The organism is Pseudomonas sp. So3.2b (assembly GCF_019464415.1).
In the GTDB taxonomy this organism is placed as follows: domain Bacteria; phylum Pseudomonadota; class Gammaproteobacteria; order Pseudomonadales; family Pseudomonadaceae; genus Aquipseudomonas; species Aquipseudomonas shahriarae.
Genome location: NZ_CP080494.1, coordinates 4,407,793 through 4,428,933 on the forward strand (window position 1 = coordinate 4,407,793; position 21,141 = coordinate 4,428,933).

General features: G+C 55.7%; 17 protein-coding genes, 1 tRNA gene and 1 pseudogene. 10 read left to right on the forward strand and 9 right to left on the reverse strand.

Annotated elements, in window-relative coordinates:
- Positions 1 to 89: 89 nt before the first annotated feature.
- A tRNA-Asn gene (locus K1X80_RS19680) sits at positions 90 to 165 on the forward strand.
- Positions 166 to 252: 87 nt separating this feature from the next.
- Positions 253 to 807: a ParA family protein gene (locus tag K1X80_RS19685; RefSeq protein ID WP_220172430.1), complete on the forward strand. Its 555-nt coding sequence runs from the start codon at positions 253 to 255 to the stop codon at positions 805 to 807.
- Between the two features lie 212 nt (positions 808 to 1,019).
- On the opposite strand, the gene K1X80_RS19690 is transcribed toward K1X80_RS19685, so the two are convergent.
- The 7 genes from K1X80_RS19690 to fimA form a co-directional block, all read right to left on the reverse strand.
- Complete coding sequence (locus K1X80_RS19690; protein ID WP_057960259.1) at positions 1,020 to 1,646, reverse strand: response regulator transcription factor; 627 nt, start codon at positions 1,644 to 1,646, stop codon at positions 1,020 to 1,022.
- A gap of 201 nt (positions 1,647 to 1,847) precedes the next feature.
- Complete coding sequence (locus tag K1X80_RS19695) at positions 1,848 to 2,006, reverse strand: hypothetical protein (RefSeq protein WP_162947751.1); 159 nt, start codon at positions 2,004 to 2,006, stop codon at positions 1,848 to 1,850.
- Between the two features lie 879 nt (positions 2,007 to 2,885).
- A complete protein-coding gene (locus tag K1X80_RS19700) occupies positions 2,886 to 3,419 on the reverse strand; it encodes a fimbrial protein (protein WP_220172431.1) in 534 nt (177 codons plus the stop codon).
- 12 nt (positions 3,420 to 3,431) lie between these two features.
- Positions 3,432 to 4,322, reverse strand: a complete 891-nt coding sequence (locus tag K1X80_RS19705) for a fimbrial protein (protein WP_164844808.1) — start codon at positions 4,320 to 4,322, stop codon at positions 3,432 to 3,434.
- Between the two features lie 110 nt (positions 4,323 to 4,432).
- Positions 4,433 to 7,063, reverse strand: a complete 2,631-nt coding sequence (locus K1X80_RS19710) for a fimbrial biogenesis usher protein (protein ID WP_057960262.1) — start codon at positions 7,061 to 7,063, stop codon at positions 4,433 to 4,435.
- Positions 7,064 to 7,186: 123 nt separating this feature from the next.
- Positions 7,187 to 7,897, reverse strand: a complete 711-nt coding sequence (locus K1X80_RS19715) for a fimbria/pilus periplasmic chaperone (RefSeq protein WP_225923809.1) — start codon at positions 7,895 to 7,897, stop codon at positions 7,187 to 7,189.
- 489 nt (positions 7,898 to 8,386) lie between these two features.
- Positions 8,387 to 8,947, reverse strand: coding sequence for a type 1 fimbrial major subunit FimA (gene fimA / locus K1X80_RS19720; RefSeq protein WP_057960263.1), 561 nt, complete (start codon positions 8,945 to 8,947; stop codon positions 8,387 to 8,389).
- Between the two features lie 279 nt (positions 8,948 to 9,226).
- Here fimA and K1X80_RS28280 point away from each other — a divergent pair.
- The 6 genes and pseudogenes from K1X80_RS28280 to K1X80_RS19745 form a co-directional block, all read left to right on the forward strand.
- A pseudogene (locus tag K1X80_RS28280) lies at positions 9,227 to 9,638 on the forward strand (IS5/IS1182 family transposase); the annotation flags it as partial.
- 826 nt (positions 9,639 to 10,464) lie between these two features.
- The gene (locus tag K1X80_RS19725; protein ID WP_225923810.1) at positions 10,465 to 10,962 is read left to right on the forward strand and encodes an RNA polymerase sigma factor; all 498 of its coding nucleotides are present in this window, start codon (positions 10,465 to 10,467) and stop codon (positions 10,960 to 10,962) included.
- Between the two features lie 5 nt (positions 10,963 to 10,967).
- The gene (locus K1X80_RS19730) at positions 10,968 to 11,903 is read left to right on the forward strand and encodes a FecR family protein (RefSeq protein ID WP_081044291.1); all 936 of its coding nucleotides are present in this window, start codon (positions 10,968 to 10,970) and stop codon (positions 11,901 to 11,903) included.
- Positions 11,904 to 12,048: 145 nt separating this feature from the next.
- Positions 12,049 to 14,385 carry a TonB-dependent receptor gene (locus tag K1X80_RS19735; RefSeq protein WP_233093273.1) on the forward strand — a complete coding sequence of 779 codons (2,337 nt, stop codon included), beginning with the start codon at positions 12,049 to 12,051 and terminating at the stop codon, positions 14,383 to 14,385.
- 209 nt (positions 14,386 to 14,594) lie between these two features.
- On the forward strand, positions 14,595 to 15,218 hold the full coding sequence (locus tag K1X80_RS19740; RefSeq protein WP_198817676.1) for a hypothetical protein: 624 nt from the start codon (positions 14,595 to 14,597) through the stop codon (positions 15,216 to 15,218).
- Between the two features lie 141 nt (positions 15,219 to 15,359).
- On the forward strand, positions 15,360 to 16,112 hold the full coding sequence (locus K1X80_RS19745; RefSeq protein WP_198817678.1) for an alpha/beta fold hydrolase: 753 nt from the start codon (positions 15,360 to 15,362) through the stop codon (positions 16,110 to 16,112).
- A 134-nt stretch (positions 16,113 to 16,246) separates the two neighbouring features.
- Here K1X80_RS19745 and K1X80_RS19750 read toward each other — a convergent pair whose 3' ends face one another.
- Positions 16,247 to 17,758 (reverse strand): nucleobase:cation symporter-2 family protein, encoded by a 1,512-nt coding sequence (locus tag K1X80_RS19750; protein ID WP_220172432.1) that lies wholly within the window; start codon positions 17,756 to 17,758, stop codon positions 16,247 to 16,249.
- Positions 17,759 to 17,930: 172 nt separating this feature from the next.
- Here K1X80_RS19750 and K1X80_RS19755 point away from each other — a divergent pair, with 172 nt between their 5' ends.
- Together K1X80_RS19755 and K1X80_RS19760 are read left to right on the forward strand one after the other, a co-directional pair.
- On the forward strand, positions 17,931 to 18,881 hold the full coding sequence (locus K1X80_RS19755; RefSeq protein WP_057960270.1) for a LysR family transcriptional regulator: 951 nt from the start codon (positions 17,931 to 17,933) through the stop codon (positions 18,879 to 18,881).
- 143 nt (positions 18,882 to 19,024) lie between these two features.
- A complete protein-coding gene (locus K1X80_RS19760) occupies positions 19,025 to 19,858 on the forward strand; it encodes a nucleoside-binding protein (RefSeq protein WP_186626191.1) in 834 nt (277 codons plus the stop codon).
- A 1-nt stretch (position 19,859) separates the two neighbouring features.
- Here K1X80_RS19760 and punC read toward each other — a convergent pair whose 3' ends face one another.
- A complete protein-coding gene (punC, locus tag K1X80_RS19765; protein ID WP_220172433.1) occupies positions 19,860 to 21,044 on the reverse strand; it encodes a purine nucleoside transporter PunC in 1,185 nt (394 codons plus the stop codon).
- Between the last annotated feature and the right edge of the window lie 97 nt (positions 21,045 to 21,141).

Sequence of the window (21,141 nt, forward strand, 5' to 3'; positions counted from 1 at the left end):
TAAAACGTTTCCACACCCTGCCACGCACAGGTTGAAAAATCATACAAAATGATTGACTTATCCTTTTCAATCAGTAAGATACGCCGCATTCCGCGATAGCTCAGTTGGTAGAGCAAATGACTGTTAATCATTGGGTCCCTGGTTCGAGTCCAGGTCGTGGAGCCATATCTCAATCGGATCACCCAAGCTGGTGATCCAGGCATAGCAAGATCTACGCGTCGTCTCTGATTCTTCACTTTAGAGACCATTGCCATGAAAATCGCTGCAGTACTCTCAACAAAAGGCGGACCGGGGAAAAGCACGGTCACAGCCAGTCTAGGCGCGTTCTGCGCCGACTCCGGTCTTCGCACCCTGCTCATTGATCTAGATAATCAGCCCTCGCTATCGTCGTTTTATGCATTAACGCATGAAGCACCTGGCGGCGCCTACGAGCTGATTGCCAACAATGAGACCCGACGCGATCAGATCATCTCCCAAACCTGCATACCCAACCTTTCCCTGATTCATTCAAATGATCCCTTCAACCAGCTAGGCACTCTGTTACTCCACGCCGCCGACGGACGCCTTCGACTCAAAAACCTCATCTCGACGTTTGAACCAGATTTCGACCTCGTACTGGTCGACACACAAGGCGCACGATCCATCATCCTGGAAATGGCCCTTTTAGGTGCCGACATGGCGATCTCCCCCATCACTCCAGATATGCTGACCGCTAGAGAGTTTCATCGCGGCATGCTTCAGCTTTACCGCGACCTTCAACCTCTAGCCGCTCTGGGGGCGGTGACACAACCACTCAGACTACAGTAGCCAACTTGCACTGGACGGCCCCCCCTAACACCTGTTGAGGGTTTTCCCTGAGCCACTGCCCGTCTTTGCCAGACAAACTCACTGGGTAGCCTCGCAACTCGGAACGGCCCTGCAGGAAAGCAGCCGGGGGCTATTGCCGGTCTGGGTTCTCCAGCAAAGGCAGGCCATCAGTAAACAGCCGAACGGATGCCCATACGAACAGATGCGTTCATTCAGATAAGGGCATTTCGTTTGGCGAAGTCAGCCAAGCCTACTTGCGAGGTTAGTTTGAGCTTGCTTAACAAACGTTTTTTGTAGGCGCTGATATTCTTGTTGCTCAACAGCATGAGCTCGCCGATTTGCAGATTGCTCATGCCTCTGGCCAGTTGCTGCAGGACCACCAACTCACGGTTTGACAATGCACTGATCAGGTGCTGGTCGGAGGCGTCCTGGTCACCGCGACGAACCGAATCCGTTTCCAGACTGGGGAATACCGTATAGCCGGACATGACGGTCGTCAGTGCTTCACGGAACTTTTGCGGCTCATCCACTTTACAGATGTAACCGTCGGCCCCCATGCTTCGGCAGCGCGACGCATAAAACGTCGGCAGTTGGGAAGTGAGTACCAGGATTTTGCTGGGCAATTTCAACGCTTTGATGCGGCGGATAACTTCCAGGCCGTCGAGTTTTGGAAGGCCAATGTCCAGCACGATTAAATCCGGTTGATGCTGGCGAGCCAGTTGCACGGCATCTGCACCATTATTCGTTTCGGCTACCGTCTCAAACCGTTCTTGCGACAACAGCATCACCACGGCCGTGCGTATAAACGGGTGATCATCTACCACCAAGGCTGTATACATCCGTACTCCTAAGACATTTTATTCGATATAGGTATGAAAGATTTAAACGGATAAGAACCCATCATTCGTGGATATACCATTGGCGTGGCTCATCCGTACCGACTCGACATTCGGAGTTTGGCAGGTGCGCGATACCACACGGATGCTGCCGCTAAAAGTTGATCGAAGATAGGGATAGCGGGCTCCAGCCTGAACAACAAATTACTCGTAGGCCGGGAAAGAATTATCCGAAGTCACATCGCTGCCAACAATATCACTAATCTTGACCAGTTCAAGAACGCTCAGGCTAAGCCGGCCCATGGTCATGTTGGTAATCTGCAACGAGATGACGTTGTCATTGGTGGCATCGAACAGTTGCAATTGTGAAGTTTTTAATACTCCGAATAAGAGGGCTCCTGTCTTTTTCAGCAATAATTATCTGGTCGTTGCCGCGATTTTCATATAGGAACACTCTGAAAAAATGAATCGCACTGCGATGCTCCGACTCATTCTCTCACGGCGCATACCCTGCTTAGCTTCCACCGACCCACCGACTGAATACAGCGTGCCACGGCCCTATCTTTTCGTTGATTTGCTCCAGCACCGTGATCACCCGAGATGCCTCAGCTGTTTGCGCCATAGCAAATGCAAAAGTAAAACTCACACGTCTTTAATGTCTAGCACCACAAATTAAATGCATATGAATTATAAAGCCATACAAAGAACTTACAACTTACTTAAAGCAAAAGCGCACAATTACGCCCACCTGCAGTAATTAAATGAACTCAAAAACAACATTTTTTATGTTTGGAACACTATTGCCTCACGAACCCGCAGCATCTCGCACAAAACATCTTCCTCTTTGGAAATCCAGACATAGCGAGCGAAAGAAGCGTTCAACCATGCTCATCCACGAACTGGAGATCCGTGTGAAAGCGTTTCTGCTTCTCAAGCCTGGCCTTCACTTATGGATATTTGTGCGTGGCGTAGTTGTCGACGATCAGGATGCGCAACGACCGTGTCGACCTATCTGGCGCGCACGTCATATAGCCAGGGTGTAGACAGTAATGGCCCTACTATGCTGTTCGTGGCCTAGTTGCTCGGGAAGAATGTTGAGTGAAAGATTGAAGCAATACCCCTGATCCTACAGGAGCCGCACGTTCATGAAACGGCTGAAACAGCAGGTCTTCCAGCACTCCATACTCCGTCAAACGTGAAAAGAAGTGCGACGCAGGCAACACCCCCAGTACGCGCCCGCGACTACTCATAAGTCAACTTAAAGGTTGCGTCGGCATCTCCCTTCCCCGGCGTCACCGCGCCGGTTGCGCGATACTGACTGAAGAATACCAGCGCGGCAGTGCGGCTCCCGTTTACAGGCGCAGCCGCCGCTAAGATGGTTTGCCCGAGTGGCAGGAGGGTGCGGTTCTGATCCAAAAGGGCAATCGCGACATTTTTCGCCGAGCCGTTCCCGCTGAGAGCCAGCAGCCTCGGGTCAGTCGGGTTTGCGGCGCCACTAAAGGTGACTGAGATGCCCTTCTTCAGACCGTTGCAATTTTCCAGGTTAATCACAAAGCGTGCCGCAGGCATTGTTGGCAATGTACTGGTGGATTGCCGCACAGCCCAAGTGCCCATATACACATACTGATTGTCTGAACCGACACTCACCTCACAGCTCGCGGCCACTAACTTTGCGGTTATAAGTAAGTTAATCCTGGCCAACTCTGCTTGTGTCACGCTCGAAAAGCCGGACAACAATAGAAGCCCCAAGCCCAGCTGCCGATTTAATGTTCGCATAGCAGCCTCCTGTTATTGATAGTCAACCCGAAGATACGCCCGCGAGGTAACAGGCCCCTCCGCAGGTGGTTTCCCGGTAACACTGACCGGAAAGACTTTGATGGTGACGTTAGCGCTACCGTTGTTGTCCAGCTTAAATGGAATCAAGCTGTTGAACGAGTTCGGTCTCAGGTGCTTTTCGCTCTTGTCGGTGACCACGAAGCCGACGTCCGGATTAGTCGAGACAATGGCATCGCCACTGACGTCATCAGCTTGAACACGCATCGTCAGGCTGGCCTGCTGCTTGATATTGCTGCACTGCAGGGCAATGGATCGAACCTCGGGACTAACCCCCTCTGCCTTGGCACCGGCCGTTTTGAACGCTCCAGTGGAGATGCTGTTGGGAAAATCCACCGTCACGAGGTCATTCGTATCGAGCACGCAATTTTCAGGGACGGTAATGCTATAGTTCAAATACACTTTTGCAAAAATAACATTTTGAACACTGCATACCCCCTCACATGCTCCCCAAGTACCTAATAACAAATTCTTCCGGTAAACCCCTCCTACCATCTTTTGCGTAATTTTTATTGAGCTTTCCCAAGTCGTATCTACGAATTTATCGCCTGTCTTACCAGGCCGACAGGTACTCGTGTCAAGAACTGGCCGATTGAAGGGAGCGTAAGAATATCCGCAAACCCCGCGAAATCGAACAGCAACGGCAAGATAATCATCCACCGGCTGATAAACCCAGTTATCAGGGGCGGTGTTGTAAGGCGGCATAGAATTATTAAATCTTGTGAAAGAGATGCTCTTTAGCCCCTCCCCCATGCCCATTTGAAAAGAGTTCACAGTAAAGTTTGACGAGATCTTCGTTTGCCCTGGCTCATTGGCATGGCTGTCCAATGTTTCAGTCAGCGTCAAATTGATTGCTTGATTGCAGCCAGTACAATCGGCCATTGCCGGGACGCTACTGAGTATTAGCAACAGTCCAATCGCTCTGCTTAACATGATTACCACCCTACTCCCCACCATCACTGGCACTCTACTTTGGCGTAACTGACGACGTTGCCTTCGCTGCTTTTGGGTAACTGATAGCGGGCGTGACACGCCTGACGTGTTCCCGGCCCCCAGCTCACAGACAAGTCTCCCGTGAGCGGCAAGCCCGCCAGATAAACCTGACCGTTTTCACCGACGATGCTGCCGCCTTTGCCGTCCTGCCGTTCAACGGTAGAACCGAACGGCACAGGTTGGCCGTTGGTTTGCACCAGAGTCACCAGTGCTCTTACACCGACGCGCGTGATGAACTCGGCCCTTACCAGTGCACCGCGGGTAGGCACTACGTTCATGACGGGTTCGTCCAGATCGGCATTGTCTTTGAGCGAGGTGGTGTCCAGTGCGATTCGATTGGTGTGATAGGTGGTTGCATAAGGCATCACCGCGTAGCCGCGCCAGTCGGTCCTGACGCCGGTCGCGTTTTCAATCTTGACTCCAGTGGCGCCTGGCGCCTTGATCAACACGTTGGTATCCCCCAATGGCTGGCTGAAGGTCACGCCGTTGGCGTGGCCCACTAAACCGCCGCTCAGCCCAACGGTGACTTGCTGGTAGTTTCGGTTGTAGCTGTAACCGGCAGAGCCGTTGCCATAGCCGCCCTGATAGCGCAGATTCGCACTTCCGCTTGCGCCCCCCTGGTCACCGTAACCTTGTTGTACGCTGTAATTCAGGTTGTTATCCGCCGTTGCAGTACCACTTACACCTGCACGCTGGGTCATCTGACCGTGTGTATCGGTATTAGCCGAATAAGTGCCGTACATCGTGTTTCGGGAGCTGGTAATGTCGGTGCTCTTGCCGCCCTTGGACAGCCAGTCACCCAACGGAAAAGACAAGTTCAACGATAACTGGTTATCCGAACCGCCCATGCTCGCGCTTTTATTGTAGCTATACGTCACGTTGTAATTGATATCGCGCCAAAAGCCGCTATATCCCAACTGCCATAGATCATCGGTTTTGTCGCTGTTCCAGTAGGACTGACGGCTGCCGCTCAGGAATACCGAGCCTTTATTCCCCAATTGCTGGGTGACGCTCACTTGCGTATGGCCTTTGCGGGTGTAATTGAGGTTGAAGTAATCCTGGTAGGTCGGTTTTATCTCCACCGGCCCATCTTGAGCATTCACCTTGTACCCGCTCATTTGGCGGTAACTGGTATCATCCAGCGTATAAAAACCTTGGGTTGAAAAGCGATAGCCCAGCAATTGAAAGTTTGTGCCCAACTGGTTTAACGACTTGGCATACAAGAAGCGCAACGATTGCCCCTGATGCCGGCTGTCATCGGCGAGCACGCTATTCGCCTGGGTCAAATCTGCCGACACTGCACCCCATGTCCCCAGGTTAACCCCCGACCCAACGGCGAAGGCAGTGTAATTGTTGGCGAGTTGCGAGCCACCATAAAGCGTGATGCCATGCGGGCCGCCCCAGATAACAGTACCTTGGCCAAAACCTGGTTTACCCTGTTCTATCGTGTTACTGCGATACTGCCCCACCGTCAGCGCATACTTTACCCGCCCTTCACGTTGCAGCACTGGCACTCCCGAGTAGGCCACAGTGAAAGTATTTTCCGAGCTATCAGCTTCGGTCACCGTAACTTTCAAGTCCCCGCTGCTGGAGGTAGGGTAAAGATCACTAATTTCAAAAGGTCCTGGCGCGACGTAGGTTTGATAAATGACATAGCCATTTTGTTTGATGGTGATTTTGGCATTACTGTTGGCAATCCCTCTCACGGTAGGTGCAAACCCGCGCAAACTGTCCGCCAGCATGTTGTCATCTGAAGCCAATTGCGCGCCGCGAAACCCCAAGCTGTTGAAAACATCACTCGGGGTAGAGCTATCACCTAACGTCAGTTCTGACTTCAGGGGTGCAATCGTGCGTTGCGCATAGGTACTGATGCTCTGCCATTCGTTAGTGCCGCGTCCATAGCCGTTGCTGTAGATCAAGCTGGACGTGTTACGGAAACGCCAGGCACCCAAGTTAACACCGCTATCCAGCCCCAGAAAACCGTAGTTGGCGCTGCCCCCACCCATACTGTTACGGGTGTTGCTGCCGGTAAAGTTGTAGTTCAGCAACAATGCGTTAATGCCATGATCCCACTCATCGGGTGAAACGTAGCCCCGTGCATTACTTTTCAGAGCAGCCTGTGGGATGCTGATGTACAGACGCTGACCTTCAAAGTCGAACCGCGCCCCAGCCTGGGGTATGGCTGCCGCCAGATCGATGCACTTATCCGGCAGAGCGCCTTGCAGCAAGGTCAATGATTCAACTTTCACACCCACACGCTCCAAATGCTCACGGGTAATGCAGGCACTCAACCCGGAGTCATCCAACTGCGCTTCGCCTTCTGATGCACGATGGCGCGCTCCAAACGAAAGGTTCTGGGTGGACATATATTCATCATTCAAATAGATTTCAACGCGGTAGTTGCCCGGAGCCTGCCCTTCACCTTTTTCGAAACGCGAAAGGTCGGCGACCGCATTTGGGTCACCAGACAGAAAGGCCGGGTTAAAGAACTCCTCTGCCTTCGTGGCGGTACTGACAATGCAAGCCATGCAAAAGCTGACCGTAAAAAAAACACTGCCAGCAGACTTAGATTTATTAAGATTAATCGTTAGCATAAGCCCCTACCAGCACCTGAAAGCACGGCGCAACATGACGCTTTTCAAACGTTTCCATGCAGCGATGGAAAATCATTTACTTGAGCATGTGAGAATATTGAGCGGCAATGTAATTCAAACTTATTACTTCAATGGCACCGTTGTGACAGGCGTGATGGCGCCGTAATCATTTACTGTTTGGTAACTGACAGCTCCTGAAGCACTGTCTGGAATCGACACACTACTGTTGCTCATCGGCGGAACCATAGTATTTGGCAAGTTACGCGTACCGATCGCCAGACTGACGAGCGAAACATAATAGGGCGATGGGTTCTCAATTTTCAGCACTTCGCCCTGACGCGAGAACTTCAATTGCCCAGGTGCGTCAGCAGCAGTTGAAGGCAAATTGGCAGGCCGCACAAACAACTTGACCCGCGACAAGATAGCAATCTGCAGTACGTTCTTATCCTGTAAATCGTCACGCTCAACAGCAGGAATGGCCTTGCTGTTTAGCCAAAATACACTTTCGCGGTCTTTCGGCAAATCAGCGCCGACATACATGATGCGCAAGGTATTCTCACTTTTGGGTTTACTGACAAACAATGGTGGCGTCACCACAAAGTCAGATGACTTCTTCTCAGCAACGTCATCAACCCACGATTGAATCAGGAAACGATTTTTTTTGTCGCTGTTGTTCACCGCCAGCGATACTTGTTTGGCGCCGGCCGGATAAACAACTCGCGTTGCGCCCAGCGCAACACCACCAGCCTGTGCCGTTAAGGTGTAAAAGGAGCTGAATATAACAATTAAGCCAGCTGTTACATTGCGAAAGCGTAAAGCGTACTTTATCAACACAAAAACCCCTTTAAATTAACAAGTACAACGCCTGCCCGGTAGCGATCATTGGTACGAAACAGCAAACCAGGTACAGGTATTCGCGTTACCGCCGTTCATCTCACGAGCAGAAAAACGAAACAACATCGCACCCTCACGCAGAAGAACCAGTGACTCGGATGCAGCGTTAGGCACAACGCCGTTTCCGGCATTACAAAAATTAGCCAGCCCGACGCTGGCAGCAGAGTTTTTACCACTCTCTATACTGAAATTTGCACAACGCGCTCAGCCGAAACACCGCAGGCTTGCGCCGTAATTGCACCACAGATATGAACAACCCCACCATTGATCAGTACGTTGTATTTGTTGCTAGCAACAGCAGTCAAAGAACGACAGAACAGAGCCGCGCATAGCGGTGTTTAGCACTCAAAAACAACCCCCAGATGCGATTAGCCCTGCCACCTTCCCTGGCAGCACTGTCGTCCTTAGTATCCGTGTGCTACAGAAGCATTACTCGTATTGCATGGTAAAGGTTGCGTCTGCGTCTGCCGCACCCGGCGTCACTGCCGCAAGCGTTGACTTATAACGCGCATTGAGTGCCAACACGTTGTCGCCATCTTTCAGCTGGTGAGACGCAGAGAACATCCCGCTATTGGGCACTAACACTGCCCCCTGACTATCGGATATTTCAATACCCACACCGCCGGCTGCACCGGACGAACCGCCACCGATATTGCTGACAGCAAGCACGCTAGGGTCAGCAGCATCAACGGTACCAGTGAAGGCCACAGAAGCCTTGGAAGAAACTGTACTGTCACAATCCTGCAACTTGATAGTGAAAGGAACCAATCCAGTTTTGTCGCCTACCGCTTTGAACTTCGCAGATCGGTACTGCCCCAATGTTACTGTCTGGTCCGCTGAGTCGGCACTGACCGAGCAGGCAGCATTAACAATTTCACCTTTAAAATGTACGGTCCCACCGTTCGACAGAACCGGGGCGGCCATAACACCAATGCTGGACATCAGCAAAGACGCCGCCACAAGAGTCTGTACAGAAGAATTAATACGCATGCTTTTTAGCTCCTGGATAGTTATTAGTGCTTAAACACTTGGAAAATCAAAATGAATCTGCACTTGCGAGATAAACCGAGCAAGTTCAAAAATATTACCTAACAACTAAGAAAAAGAAATGTAGAAAATTCACCTTTTTTACAGCGAAATTTCATTCTAGTGCAAACACTCACCCACCCCTTCCTCCCTCAACTAATAGTGTGACACCCCCCCTGTAAAATCCCCGATCAAGTTCGAGGACATGCCGAAATACGCACAACTAACTGATCCGAGTCAGCCATGAACCAGATAAGCTTTTCTGATTGTGAGTACGCCGATAAACTCAAGTAAACACGGCGCAAATGTTTCCTCGCCGAGATGGATATAGTTACGCCCTAGGCAGACCTATTGGGGCTGATCGAGACTTTCTAGCCCAAGGCCGGCGGCGGCATAAAATTGAGACCATGCATTTATTCATCCGTCACAGAACTGGTTATTCCTGAGTGATCCAGCCATGGAAGAAGCTCTTTACGAAACCGACGATCATAAGCGTTCAGCGCTTACTGAAGAAGTATAGGCTCGCCCCTGCAACCCTTGTAGCCATCACCGGCTACTTGCAAGAAAAGACCTGTCGCTGCGCCAGGACACCCTCGTCGATTCTACTATCATTCATGTTTCAAGCTTGGCCAATAACGTGGAAGGAGCGCGCAATCTCTAACCCCTCCACTGGCTTTCCAAACCAACAAAATCCAATCTCCAAAGACCCACCACAAGAAGGTGGTGACCTAAAGCTTTAATTCGTAGTTAAAGAATCCAATCCAACTCAAGAAAGCAGTACCTGATTGGATGCGTGGTACCGATAGTGGTCGTAACTCTGAAGATATTTCCTCTTTGACAAAGACACCAAACAAAACACGAGAGCCGTGATGGCCTCTAATTAAAATGCTCACAAAAATCTTTAACATGATCAAGCCGCCGCTAAACCATCGAAAACATACAGAGACTTTCCCAGCCGACGCCCCCCACAATAAAGTATTTACACTACTGTCCTGGCACCGCGCATTCAATCACGAATGACTGGCCACCCTCCTGCCGTCCATGCCAGCCAGGTACGGGACTCCAAAGCACTGCCCCCCTAGAAGCAAGCCGATGTGCGCACGCAGCATCGGACGCCAACGTAATTAAACGTAACGCACTGAGCTCGTTGAACGCGGCGGCATTCATGATCATGCTGAAAACTTGCGAAGGCCATCTCAGGAAAAATCTTATCAGGGTAAAAAAAGAAACAAATAGGAGTGGGACTAAAATTAAGAGCCGCACGATTCAGTCGTCGTTTTATACCTTAACGCATGAGGTATCTGGCGGCGCTTACGAACTGATCGCCAACGCAGCCCGATCATCTGCCTCACCTGCATTCCCAAGCCACCACTCTCAGTAGCCGGCCACTCAAATGGCAGCCCCAAAAAAACATTGTTAATACGAAACATTATCATTAAAGTGCATGACTTTCCGCTGCGTGACCCCTGCCAATGTCGAGCATGACCACCGACGAGCTTGAGCTGGCCTTCCGGGCCCATGCCAGCGAGTTGCGTTCGTTTCTTCATCGCCAGTTGCGAAATCCTGAGGCTGCGGCCGATCTGACTCAGGAAACCTACCTCCGCCTGCTCCGTCAGCCGCCGCGCAAGCCGGTGCTCAATCTTCGCGGTTTTATCTTTAAAATTGCTCGAAACTTGGCCATTGATCATGCACGCAGCAGGCAAACCCGAGAGCACCTCGACGAAGGCATGGGCTATCTTTACGAAGTGACAGGTGAAAGCCCGGCGCTGTTCGATGTCGTGGTTGCACAACAAGATCTCGCGGCAATGGCCCACGCCCTGCACCGTTTACCTGCCCAGTGCCAGCAAATATTTACGTTGTGTCGGCTGCAAAACCTGCCCCACAAAGAAGTGGCTTTGCAACTGCAAGTCTCGACCAGTACGGTTGAAAAACAATTAGCCATTGCGCTCGGCTTTCTCAGCCAATGCCTACAACGATAGCCGGTATGCACGATCAACCCGACACCACCCCGTCCGTTACCGAGGTTCAGCGCACTGCCCATGCATGGGTGATTCGCCTCACCTCGGGTTCGGCGCTGCCCTCTGATCGGGCAGAGGCACGGGCGTGGTGCGAGCAGGCACCGGAGCATCAGCGGGCTTTTGTCGAGGCGCGGCGGGTGTGGTGTTTAAGTGCGTATCTGGCCGAGCCTCCTGCTGCAGTACGACCATCTTTGCGGCGAATGTGGGCGATGGGCATCGCGGCGTCGTTGGTGCTCGGTCTTGGTGTGGCGTGGATGCAACGCATGGCATTGGATGCGGACTATTACACTGGCACCGGTGAGCGTCGACAGGTCGTCCTTGCTGATGGCTCGCACATCACCCTGAATGCCAACAGCGCTGTCGATGTGAATCTCACGGGCAATGGGCGGCGCATTACCCTGCGCAAGGGCGAGGCCCTGTTCAATGTAACGCCGGACCCGCAGCGCCCCTTCAGTGTGCAGGCTGGTGCCTTCAACGCAACGGCCCTGGGTACGATCTACGCAGTGCGCCGTGAGGGCGAACACGTTGATGTCACGGTGCGCCGCGGCCGTGTGGCCGTCACCGACGGACCTGACACGGTGACGCTGGGCGTTGGCGAGACCGTTGCCGGACGTGCCGACGGCCTGGGCGCCAAGCAGCGCGTGGATGTCGACAAGAGTCTGGCGTGGGAGCAGGGTCGCTTGGTATTTGAGTTGACACCACTGGCGCAGGTGTTGGAGCAGGTCGAACGCTATCGGCCGGGGATTTTCATAATACGAGACCCGCGCCTGGGCGCGCTCAAGGTCAGCGGCACCTTTCAACTCGATCATTTGGACGAGGGCTTGGCCACGTTGGAGAAGGTCTTCCCACTCAGAATCGAGCGCTACACGAACTACCTGCTGGTGGTTTCACCCAAAACTTAACTATTTTTACGGTTATGGGCGTGTCACCCGTCTTCCCTCCCTATAGCGATAATGATTCGTATTAGGGAGAGCTCCGATGCACCATCCGTTACCTAAAGGTTTGCGAGTCAAATCTTTGTCCGTAACCCCACTGACAATGCTGTGCATGCTGATATCCGGCCTGGCGGTTGCCGACCCCCACTCATTCGATATCGCACCGCAACCCCTGGCAGGCGCACTGAACCGCCTGGCCGCTCAAAGCGGTTTACAGGTGATATTCGATGGCACGTTGGTATTGGGCAAGCACAGCCCTGGGGTCGTCGGTTCCAAAGAACCGGAGGCCGCATTGGCTGAACTGCTGCAAGGCAGCGGCTTGACCTGGCGGGCTACCGGTGGGAATAGCGTGATGCTGGAGAAAGCCCCTGAATCGAGCGGCCCCCTGCAATTGGGGGCAACGGCAATCGTCGGTCAGGAACTGGGCGAAATGACCGAGAACACCGGTTCCTACACCACCGGGGCCATGCAGACTGCCACCAAGCTGCCCTTGACCTTGCGCGAAACACCGCAGTCGGTCAGCGTGGTCACGCGCAAGCGCATGGACGACAAGGCCATGACCAGCATCAGCGATGTCGCCAAAAGTGCGCCGGGGATTTTTCTCAATAACTCCGGCGGGGCTGGCCGGCCGACGTTCAGTGCGCGCGGCTTCGACATCGACAACATCATGTACGACGGTTTTCCCACCAGCTTCCTGACCTACCTGCCCAGCGGAGAAGCCAACCTGGCCATGTATGACCGGGTCGAGATCGTTCGTGGCGCCAGCGGACTGGCCCAGGGCGCGGGCAACCCTGCTGGCGCCATCAACCTGGTGCGCAAGCGCCCGACCCATAAATTCCAGGCCACGCTCACCGGCAGTGCCGGCAGTTGGGATGATTACTCCGGCACCCTGGATGTCGGCGGCCCACTCAATGAAAACGGCACACTGCGCGCCCGCACTGTGGTCTCGCGGCAAGACGCCAAAAGCTTCCGAGACTCGGTGGAGAGTGATGCCGATCTGTTCTACGGCGTGGTCGACGCCGACCTGAGCGATGACTCCACCCTGACACTCGGGGCTTACCGGCAGAAGAACCACACCAACTACATTTGGGGCGGATTGCCCATGGCACGTGGCGGCGGTCATCTGGGGCTGCCACGCGACACCTTCCTGGGGCATGACTGGGAATACTCGGACAATCGCACCACTGGCTATTTCGCGACCCTGGAGCAAGGCTTGGCCAACGACTGGAAGCTGCGCCTGGCAGCCATGCAGTCCAAGACCGACACCGACGTGCTGGCCTCTTCGGTGTGGGATTACGATCGCCACTATCTATGGACAGAAGCCATGGAGCAGAAGGAGACCGGCTACGACCTGGCACTCAGCGGCCCCTTCCAGGTGCTCGGGCAAGAGCATGACCTGACGGTCGGCCTCAGTCGGCGCGAGCTGGATTATCGTTCCGGTAAGGCCTGGAGCGCGTTCATCGACACGGGCAGCAATCCCTTCGAGTGGGACCCTCGGGGTCACGCCAAACCCGATTACGTCAGGGGCGACAACGGCCTGCCAGAGACCACCACTCAAGACAGTTTCTATGCCAGCACCCGCCTGCGTTTGACCGAGCCACTGTCGCTGATTCTCGGCAGCCGCCTGGACTGGTACGCGTTCGAAGACAGCGCCAACAGTGAAGGCAATTACAAGGTTACGCGTAATCTGACCCGCTACGCCGGCCTGGTCTACGATCTGGACGCCAATCACTCGGTCTATGTCAGCTACACCGATATCTTCAAGCCCCAGAGCAACAAAGGCCTCGACCGAAAAGTGATCGCACCGATAGTGGGCGAGAACTACGAAGTGGGCATCAAGGGCGAATATTTTGATGGCGCGCTGAACGCCAGCATGGCGGTTTTCCAGGTCGATCAGAAGAATCGCGCCCAGGACCTGCCCGATTTCAAAGGCTGCGGTTCGGGCCCCGCCAGTGAATGCTCTGAGGCTGCCGGCCTGGTGCGCAGCAAGGGCATTGACCTGGAAATCCAGGGCGCCCTGACCGACGACTTGCAATTGTCCGCCGGTTACACCTACACCCAGACGAAATACGTCAACGACGCCAACGCCGCCCGCGAGGGCGAGGACTTCGACCGCGCTAAACCGCGCCAACTGTTCAAGCTGTCGACAATCTACAGCCTGCCCGGTGAGCTGCAGCGCTGGCGCGTTGGCGGTGATGTCTACCAGCAGAGCCGCATCCGCACCTCGGGCGGCACCGGCGCCACTGCCTGGAAAAACCAGCAGGGCTCGTACACGGTGGTCGGCCTGGTGGCAGGGTACAAGGCCAGTGAGCAACTGGACCTGCAACTCAACCTCAACAACCTGTTTGACCGCACCTACTACAGCAGCGTAGCCAATGGCGGCTATACCCCGTACGACATCTACGGCGACCCCCGTAATGTGAAACTGACCGCCCGCTACAGCTTCTAAACAGCCGTTTGTCGCCAGATCCAGGGAAGGATCCGGCCGTGGCCCGGCCGGTATAAAAACGCTTGTGACCTCATCCTCCGGTGGGGCATCAATGCCCTGTCTGTATATTCGAGTTCAGGTCGTGAGCCCCACGCCAGCAGCAGCCTGCAGACATGCAGGTTTTCTTGCCCGAGATTTATCTTGCAACCCTCCCGACAGGACGTCGCCCCGTGAAAAAGAAGCATGACCATCCCCTTTTCAAACCCCGTCGCCCCACCGCTACCCTGACACCGAAAAAGCCCCGGTTCTCCTCCGGCACAGTCCTCTCGCTGGCGGCCGTGGTGATTTCCATTGCCGCCGCGTCGATTTCCTTCTGGCAGTTGGACCTGATGCGTGAGCACAACCGGCTGTCTGTCAGGCCGTATCTGATGGTCACCCCCCACCTGACCGCAGAAAAAGCAGGCCTGTATCTTTCCAACGAAGGTATCGGGCCAGGCATCATCACCTCATTCAAAATCCGGGTGGGTGGCGAACAATTCGACGGTCTGGGTGACAGTCGTTGGCCAGCCGTGTTGAAAAAAGCCCGGCTAAAACCCGAGTGCTTCTCCAAAGGCTGGCCCACCGAGGGTGCGGCTGTCAGGCCCGGCAATGAGATAGCCATCCTATCGCCGACCAAGAGCACACAATTTGGGGGCTATTGCCTGTTTCAACTCAGTCTTTTCCTGCAAGAGAATGAGGTGTTTGCCGATATGGAATATGAATCGCTCTACAAGGAGCGCTTTACCTTTTCGGCCCGTGTGACGATCAATGAAGCGATGGATATAGGCGCCCTGAGCAAACTGCTGTCCGACTGACAGCACTGTTAGCGGGCCTGTCGATGAACACCCGCCAGGGCCTTGCCGACTCGCCACGAAAACCTAGCCGTTTTGCCAGTTACTTAAACGTTTTGTTCAAACTATCGTGTACCCGACCAATTTTTGATGGCAGGGCCGGAAATGGAATTCATCGAACAGACCCGCCAAGGCTATGCAGCCTTTCGCGGTTACCAGACGTGGTATCGCGTGACCGGCAACCTCGACAGCGGCAAGGCCCCACTGATCATCCTCCACGGCGGCCCCGGCGGTACCCATGACTATCTGGACGCCTTCAAGGACGTGGCAGCCAGTGGGCATGCGGTGATTCACTATGACCAACTGGGCAATGGCCACTCCACCCACCTGCCCCACCAGCCTGCAGATTTCTGGACGCTTGAGCTGTTTCTCGAAGAGCTGGACAACCTGCTCGACCATCTGCACATCCACAACCATTACGCGATTCTCGGGCACGCCTGGGGCGGCAGACTCGGCAGTGAACACGCGATTCGCCAACCCCGGGGCCTGTGCGCCTTTATCGCTGCCAACCTGGCGGCCGGCTTCGATGACCAGCCCCTGTGCCGGATCAACCCGTGGCCCGAAGAAGTGGCACGCACCTTCGCGCAGATGGCGGCCGACCCTACGGTGTACAACGCCTTGCATGGCCCCCTCGACATTGGCCGGTTGTCGCAGATCAAGGTGCCGACCCTGGTGATTTCCGGGCGCCACGACCAGGCCGCTTCCCTGGAATTCAAAGCGTTCCTCGATGAAATCGGCGATGTGCGCGGAGCGCTGTTTGAAGACTCCAGCCATATGCCCCATGTGGAGGAGCGTCAGCCGTGCATGGGCACAGTGGTGAAGTTTTTGGATGAGGTGTGCTCGCCAACGGTCTTCTAAACACCACAAATCCAATGTGGGAGCGGGCTTGCCCGCGATGGCGGAGTGTCAGTCAAATAGTGATCAACTGACCCACCGCTATCGCGGGCAAGCCCGCTCCCACACAAGCTCGCCACATTCAGCTTTTTGTGGCGTTACACCTCGCTGGTTTCAGCCCGCCCCGCCACCGTCGCTTTCTGCGGTGATGCATCCACCACCGGGATCTCCTTGCCCTCGGCATCAAACAATTTGCCCTTGCTGAAATAATCCCCGTCCCGCAGTGCCGCCACATCCTGGAAGCACAGGCTGCGCTCGGTGCCGGCGACGAACACCGATTGCTGGTCCGAGTTGCCGGCTGTGAAGTGGTTGAACGCCAGGTTCAACAGGATCGCCATGATCGCCGAGGAGCTGATCCCCGAGTGGAAGATGGTCGCGAACCAACTGGGGAACTGATCGTAGAAGCTCGGCGCAGCGATGGGGATCATGCCGAAACCGATGGAGGTAGCAACAATGATCAGGTTCATGTTGTTACGGTAATCGACCTTGGACAGCGTGCGGATCCCACTGGCCGCCACGGTGCCGAACAATACGATCCCGGCGCCGCCCAGCACCGAAGTGGGCACTGCCGCAATCACTCGGCCCATAAAGGGCAGCAGGCCAAGGATCACCAGGAACAGACCACCCGTGGCCACCACATAGCGGCTCTTGACCCCGGTCACCGCCACCAGGCCGACGTTCTGCGCGAAGGCGCTTTGGGTGAACGAACCGAAGATCGGCGCAAACATGCTCGACAGCATGTCGGCACGCAGGCCGTTGCCCAGGCGTTTGGAGTCAACCTTGGTGTCGATGATCTCGCCCACCGCCAGAATATCCGCCGAGGTTTCCACCAGGGTCACCATGACCACGATGCACATGGACAGGATCGCGGCTACATGGAAGGTCGGCATGCCGAAGTGGAACGGCGTGGGGAAGCCGATCATCGGGCCCTGGGTCACGGTGGAGAAGTCCGCCATGCCGAGGAACACCGCGATCAATGTGCCAAACACCATCGCCAGCAGGATCGACAGGCGCGAGATGGTGGCGCTGCCCACCTTGCTCAACACCAGCACCAGCACCAGGGTGATGGCCGCCAGGCCGATGTTCGGCATGCTGCCAAAGTCAGCGGCGCGGCTGTTACCGCCCATGGCCCAACGCGCGGCGACCGGCATCAGCGTCAGGCCGATGGTGGTAATCACGATTCCGGTCACCAACGGCGGGAAGAACTTGGTAATTCGCGAGAATATAGGGGTGATCAGCAACCCGATCAGCGACGCGGCCATCACCGCGCCCAGGATCGCCGGCACACCGCCCGCGCCGTCGCTGCCGACAATCGCCACCATGATCGCCACACCGGCAAACGACACCCCTTGCACCAAGGGCAACTGACAGCCAAAAAACGGCAGGCCCAGGGTTTGCAACAGCGTAGCCAGGCCACCGGCAAACAGCGACGCGGCGATCAACAGGCCAATGTCGGCGGGGGATAACCCGGCTGCCTGGCCGACGATCAACGGCACGGCCACGATGCCGCCATACATGGTCAGTACATGCTGCAGGCCGTAAGCCATGTTGGCAGCGACGCCAAGATTCTCATCTTCTGGCCGTTGCGGTGACGCCTTCGGGATAGTCATGGTGAGGGGATCTCTGTTTTTGTTGTGCGCTCACTGTATGCAATAGAAAGATTGGATGTCCATAGAGTTGTATACAATCATTTCCACAAGATACCTGCTATCGACGTTACAAAAATCCATTCAGCCGCCCTGCCCAAAGGCCTCAAGCCGTGCCCACAAGGACCTGAAAAAAATGCTCAACCGCACGCTGCGTATCCACTCTGCGGCCATTTGCTACTTCGATATGGTCCGCCGCTGCCATTCGATCCGCGAAGCCGCGCGCCGGCTGAACGTGGCCTCGTCGGCAGTGAACCGGCAGATTCTCAAACTCGAAGACGAAGTCGGCGCGGCCCTGTTCGAGCGCCTGCCCGGTGGGCTGCGCCTGACTGCGGCCGGGGAAATCCTGACCCGCCATGTGACCCTGGTGTTGCAGGATGTGGAACGGGTGCGCGGCGAACTGGAAGGCCTGAACCAGGTACAGACCGGGCATGTAGAGATCGCCACGGTGGAAGGCGCGACAGTGGAGTTGCTGCCCGCCGTGCTCAAACGCATGCGCCAGCGCTACCCGGCGGTGACCATCGGTGTGACCGTGCAGGGCTCACAATCCATTCCGGCGGCGGTGATCAATGGCCAGGCAGACCTGGGGCTGGCCTTCGCCCTGCCGCGCAGCGCGGAAACCACGCAACTGTGTGTCGGCCATTTCCGCCTCGGGGCATTGGTAGCGCCGGGGCATCCACTGGCTTCCCATGCCAGCGTCAGCTACACCCTGTGCGCCGAGCACGGGGTGATCCAGGCCAACAGCGAGCTGTCGATCCATCACCTGATCGCCCCGCTGCACAAGCGCTCGTCGGCCGCGCACAAGCCCTTGCTGCAAAGCAATTCCATGGAACTGGCGCGGCAGTTGGCGCGCCAGCAGTTGGGGGTGGCGTTCCAGACGCGCATCGGGATCGAGGCCGATTTGGCCAGGGGTGAGTTGCTGCACATTCCCTTGAGCGACCAGGGCGGGATGTTCAGCGACCTGGGGTTGTATGCGCGCAAAGGTCGGGATTTGCCCACGGCGGTCGAGTCGATGGCCCACCTGATCAGCGAGGAAATCGCTTTGCGTGAACGCGAAGAATTGCCCTGTACACCGCGTATTTCCTGACCTGCAGGCCAGCTTCAGTGCTGCCGATTCGGCAGCAGCCCAGTCGATATTCTGTTCTTTGAGCATCACGGCGGTTGTGTCGATACTGCGCCCGGCGGCCCCTGCACGGCTGCCACGAGCCAAACGCCAAAGGAACTAAAACAATGAAAAAGGCACTGCACGGCGCAACCGTATTACTCACACTCCTCGGCGGCGGGGAGGCTGTCGCGGTGGAATGGATGAACAACAGCGTAGGATTTCGCTACGGACAACAGTTCACCAATCCGAACAACCCCGACGAATTCAGCAAGCGCATCTACAGCTTCACCCATGCCAGTGGTTACCAGTACGGCAGCAACTTCCTCAACCTCGACGTCTTCCTGTCCGACAGCCGTGACCCGCGCAAGGGCACCGATCACGGCGGCAGCGAGGTGTATGCGGTCTACCGCCATCAGTTGTATGCGTCACGGGCCTTCGACAGGCCGCTGGGCACCGGGCTGATCAAGGATTACGCGCTGACCCTGGGGTTCGATGCCAACCGCAACAACAACCTGGCATCCGCGAAAAAACGCGCCCTGGTGCTCGGGCCGACCGTGAAGTTCAATACGGTCGGGGTGCTGGACCTGAGCCTGATGTACTACAAGGAAAACAACCATTCCGGCATCCCCGGTGCGAAGGATCCGAACCACACCTTCGACGACACCTACATGCTCAACCTGACCTGGATGCGCCCATTCGAACTCGGCAACCATGGCGCGAAGTTCCAGGGCTTTATCAACCATGTCGGTGACAAAGGCCATGACTACAACAGTCGCGACACCGCCGCAGAAACCCTGATGCGCACCGCGCTGATGGTCGCGGTACGGCCGGGCAAAAGCGTCAAGCCCAACCTGTACCTGGGGGTAGGCTACGAATACTGGCATAACAAGTTCGGGGTCGATGGCGGCCGTGGCAGCCGCACCTCGACACCGACATTGAATATGGAAGTGACCTTCTAGGCTAGGCCGGCGCCATCTGCGACTCATCCGCCTTGGTCCGCGCCAGCCAGTAACCCAGCACCGCCAGCGGCGCGGTCGCCAGCATCACGATCACCGTGACCAGCAACGGCTGCTCCAGCAAGGATGACACCAGCAGGCTGGCGACAAAGCACAAGCCCAGTTGCAGGGTGTTTTGCAGGGCGGCGGCCTTGCCGGAGTTTTCCGAAAACGGCATCAGCGCATTCGCCACCACAATCGGATAGCTGGCGCCGTTGACCAGGGCCATCAGGCAGAACGGAATCAGCAAGGTGGTCAACGTCGGCACCGTCAAGGTCGCGACCAGATACAACGCCACCATGCTCACGCAATAGGCCACCAGCAACCACGGCAACAGGAGTTTGCCCTGGAACCGTTGCAGGGCACTGCGGCAGCTGTAGCCGCCCACCAGAAACGCCAGGGTCGGCAGCACATAACTCAGGCCGATGTCATTGGGGCTGTAGCCCATGCCACCGAGAATAAATGGCGAGGCGGTGAGCCAGGCGAAGAAGCTGGCGGAGCACGCGGCGAAGATCATCACATTGCCGGTAAACACCCGCGACTTGAACAATTGCCCGTAACCCAGCCGCGACTGTTCGCCATCAGTGGCCAGGCGCTTGGGCATCGGTTTGAGGAACAGAGTCGGCAACAGCAGTAACAGCGAGACGACCAGCAACACGGCAAAGATCGCCTGCCAGCTCCAGTGATTCAACACCACCGCCCCCAACAACGGTGCCAGAGCCGGTGACAGGGACATTAGCGGCATGATACTGGCAAACACTCGGTGCGCCTTGTCGGCCGGGTACCGGTCAATCACCAGCGCCTGCCAACTGACTGCGGCGCTGCACACCCCAATCGACTGTACAAAACGCAACGCCAGCAGTTGCGGCGCGGTCTCGACCCAAAACATCCCCAGGCAGCCGAGCACAAACAGGCTCAGGCCGGCCAGCAGGATCGGCTTACGCCCCAGGCGGTCCGACAGCGGCCCCCAGAGCAGTTGCCCCACGGCAAAACCGGCGAGGAAGATACTCAAGCTGGCCCCCACCGCACCGGGGGAAATCTGCAGGTGTTCGCCCATGGCGCCGAACGCGGGCAAGTACATATCCATGGCCAGATAGCCGAGCATGCTCAGCCCTGCCAGGTACCAGGTAAAACCAAAAGAGTTTTTCATTGAAGCCTTGTAAGTACTGCCATCAAACAATTTGCTGACTGGCGCCTATTATGAAGCTGGCAGTTGCCCTGTGAAGCGATAATAATTGGACGTTCTT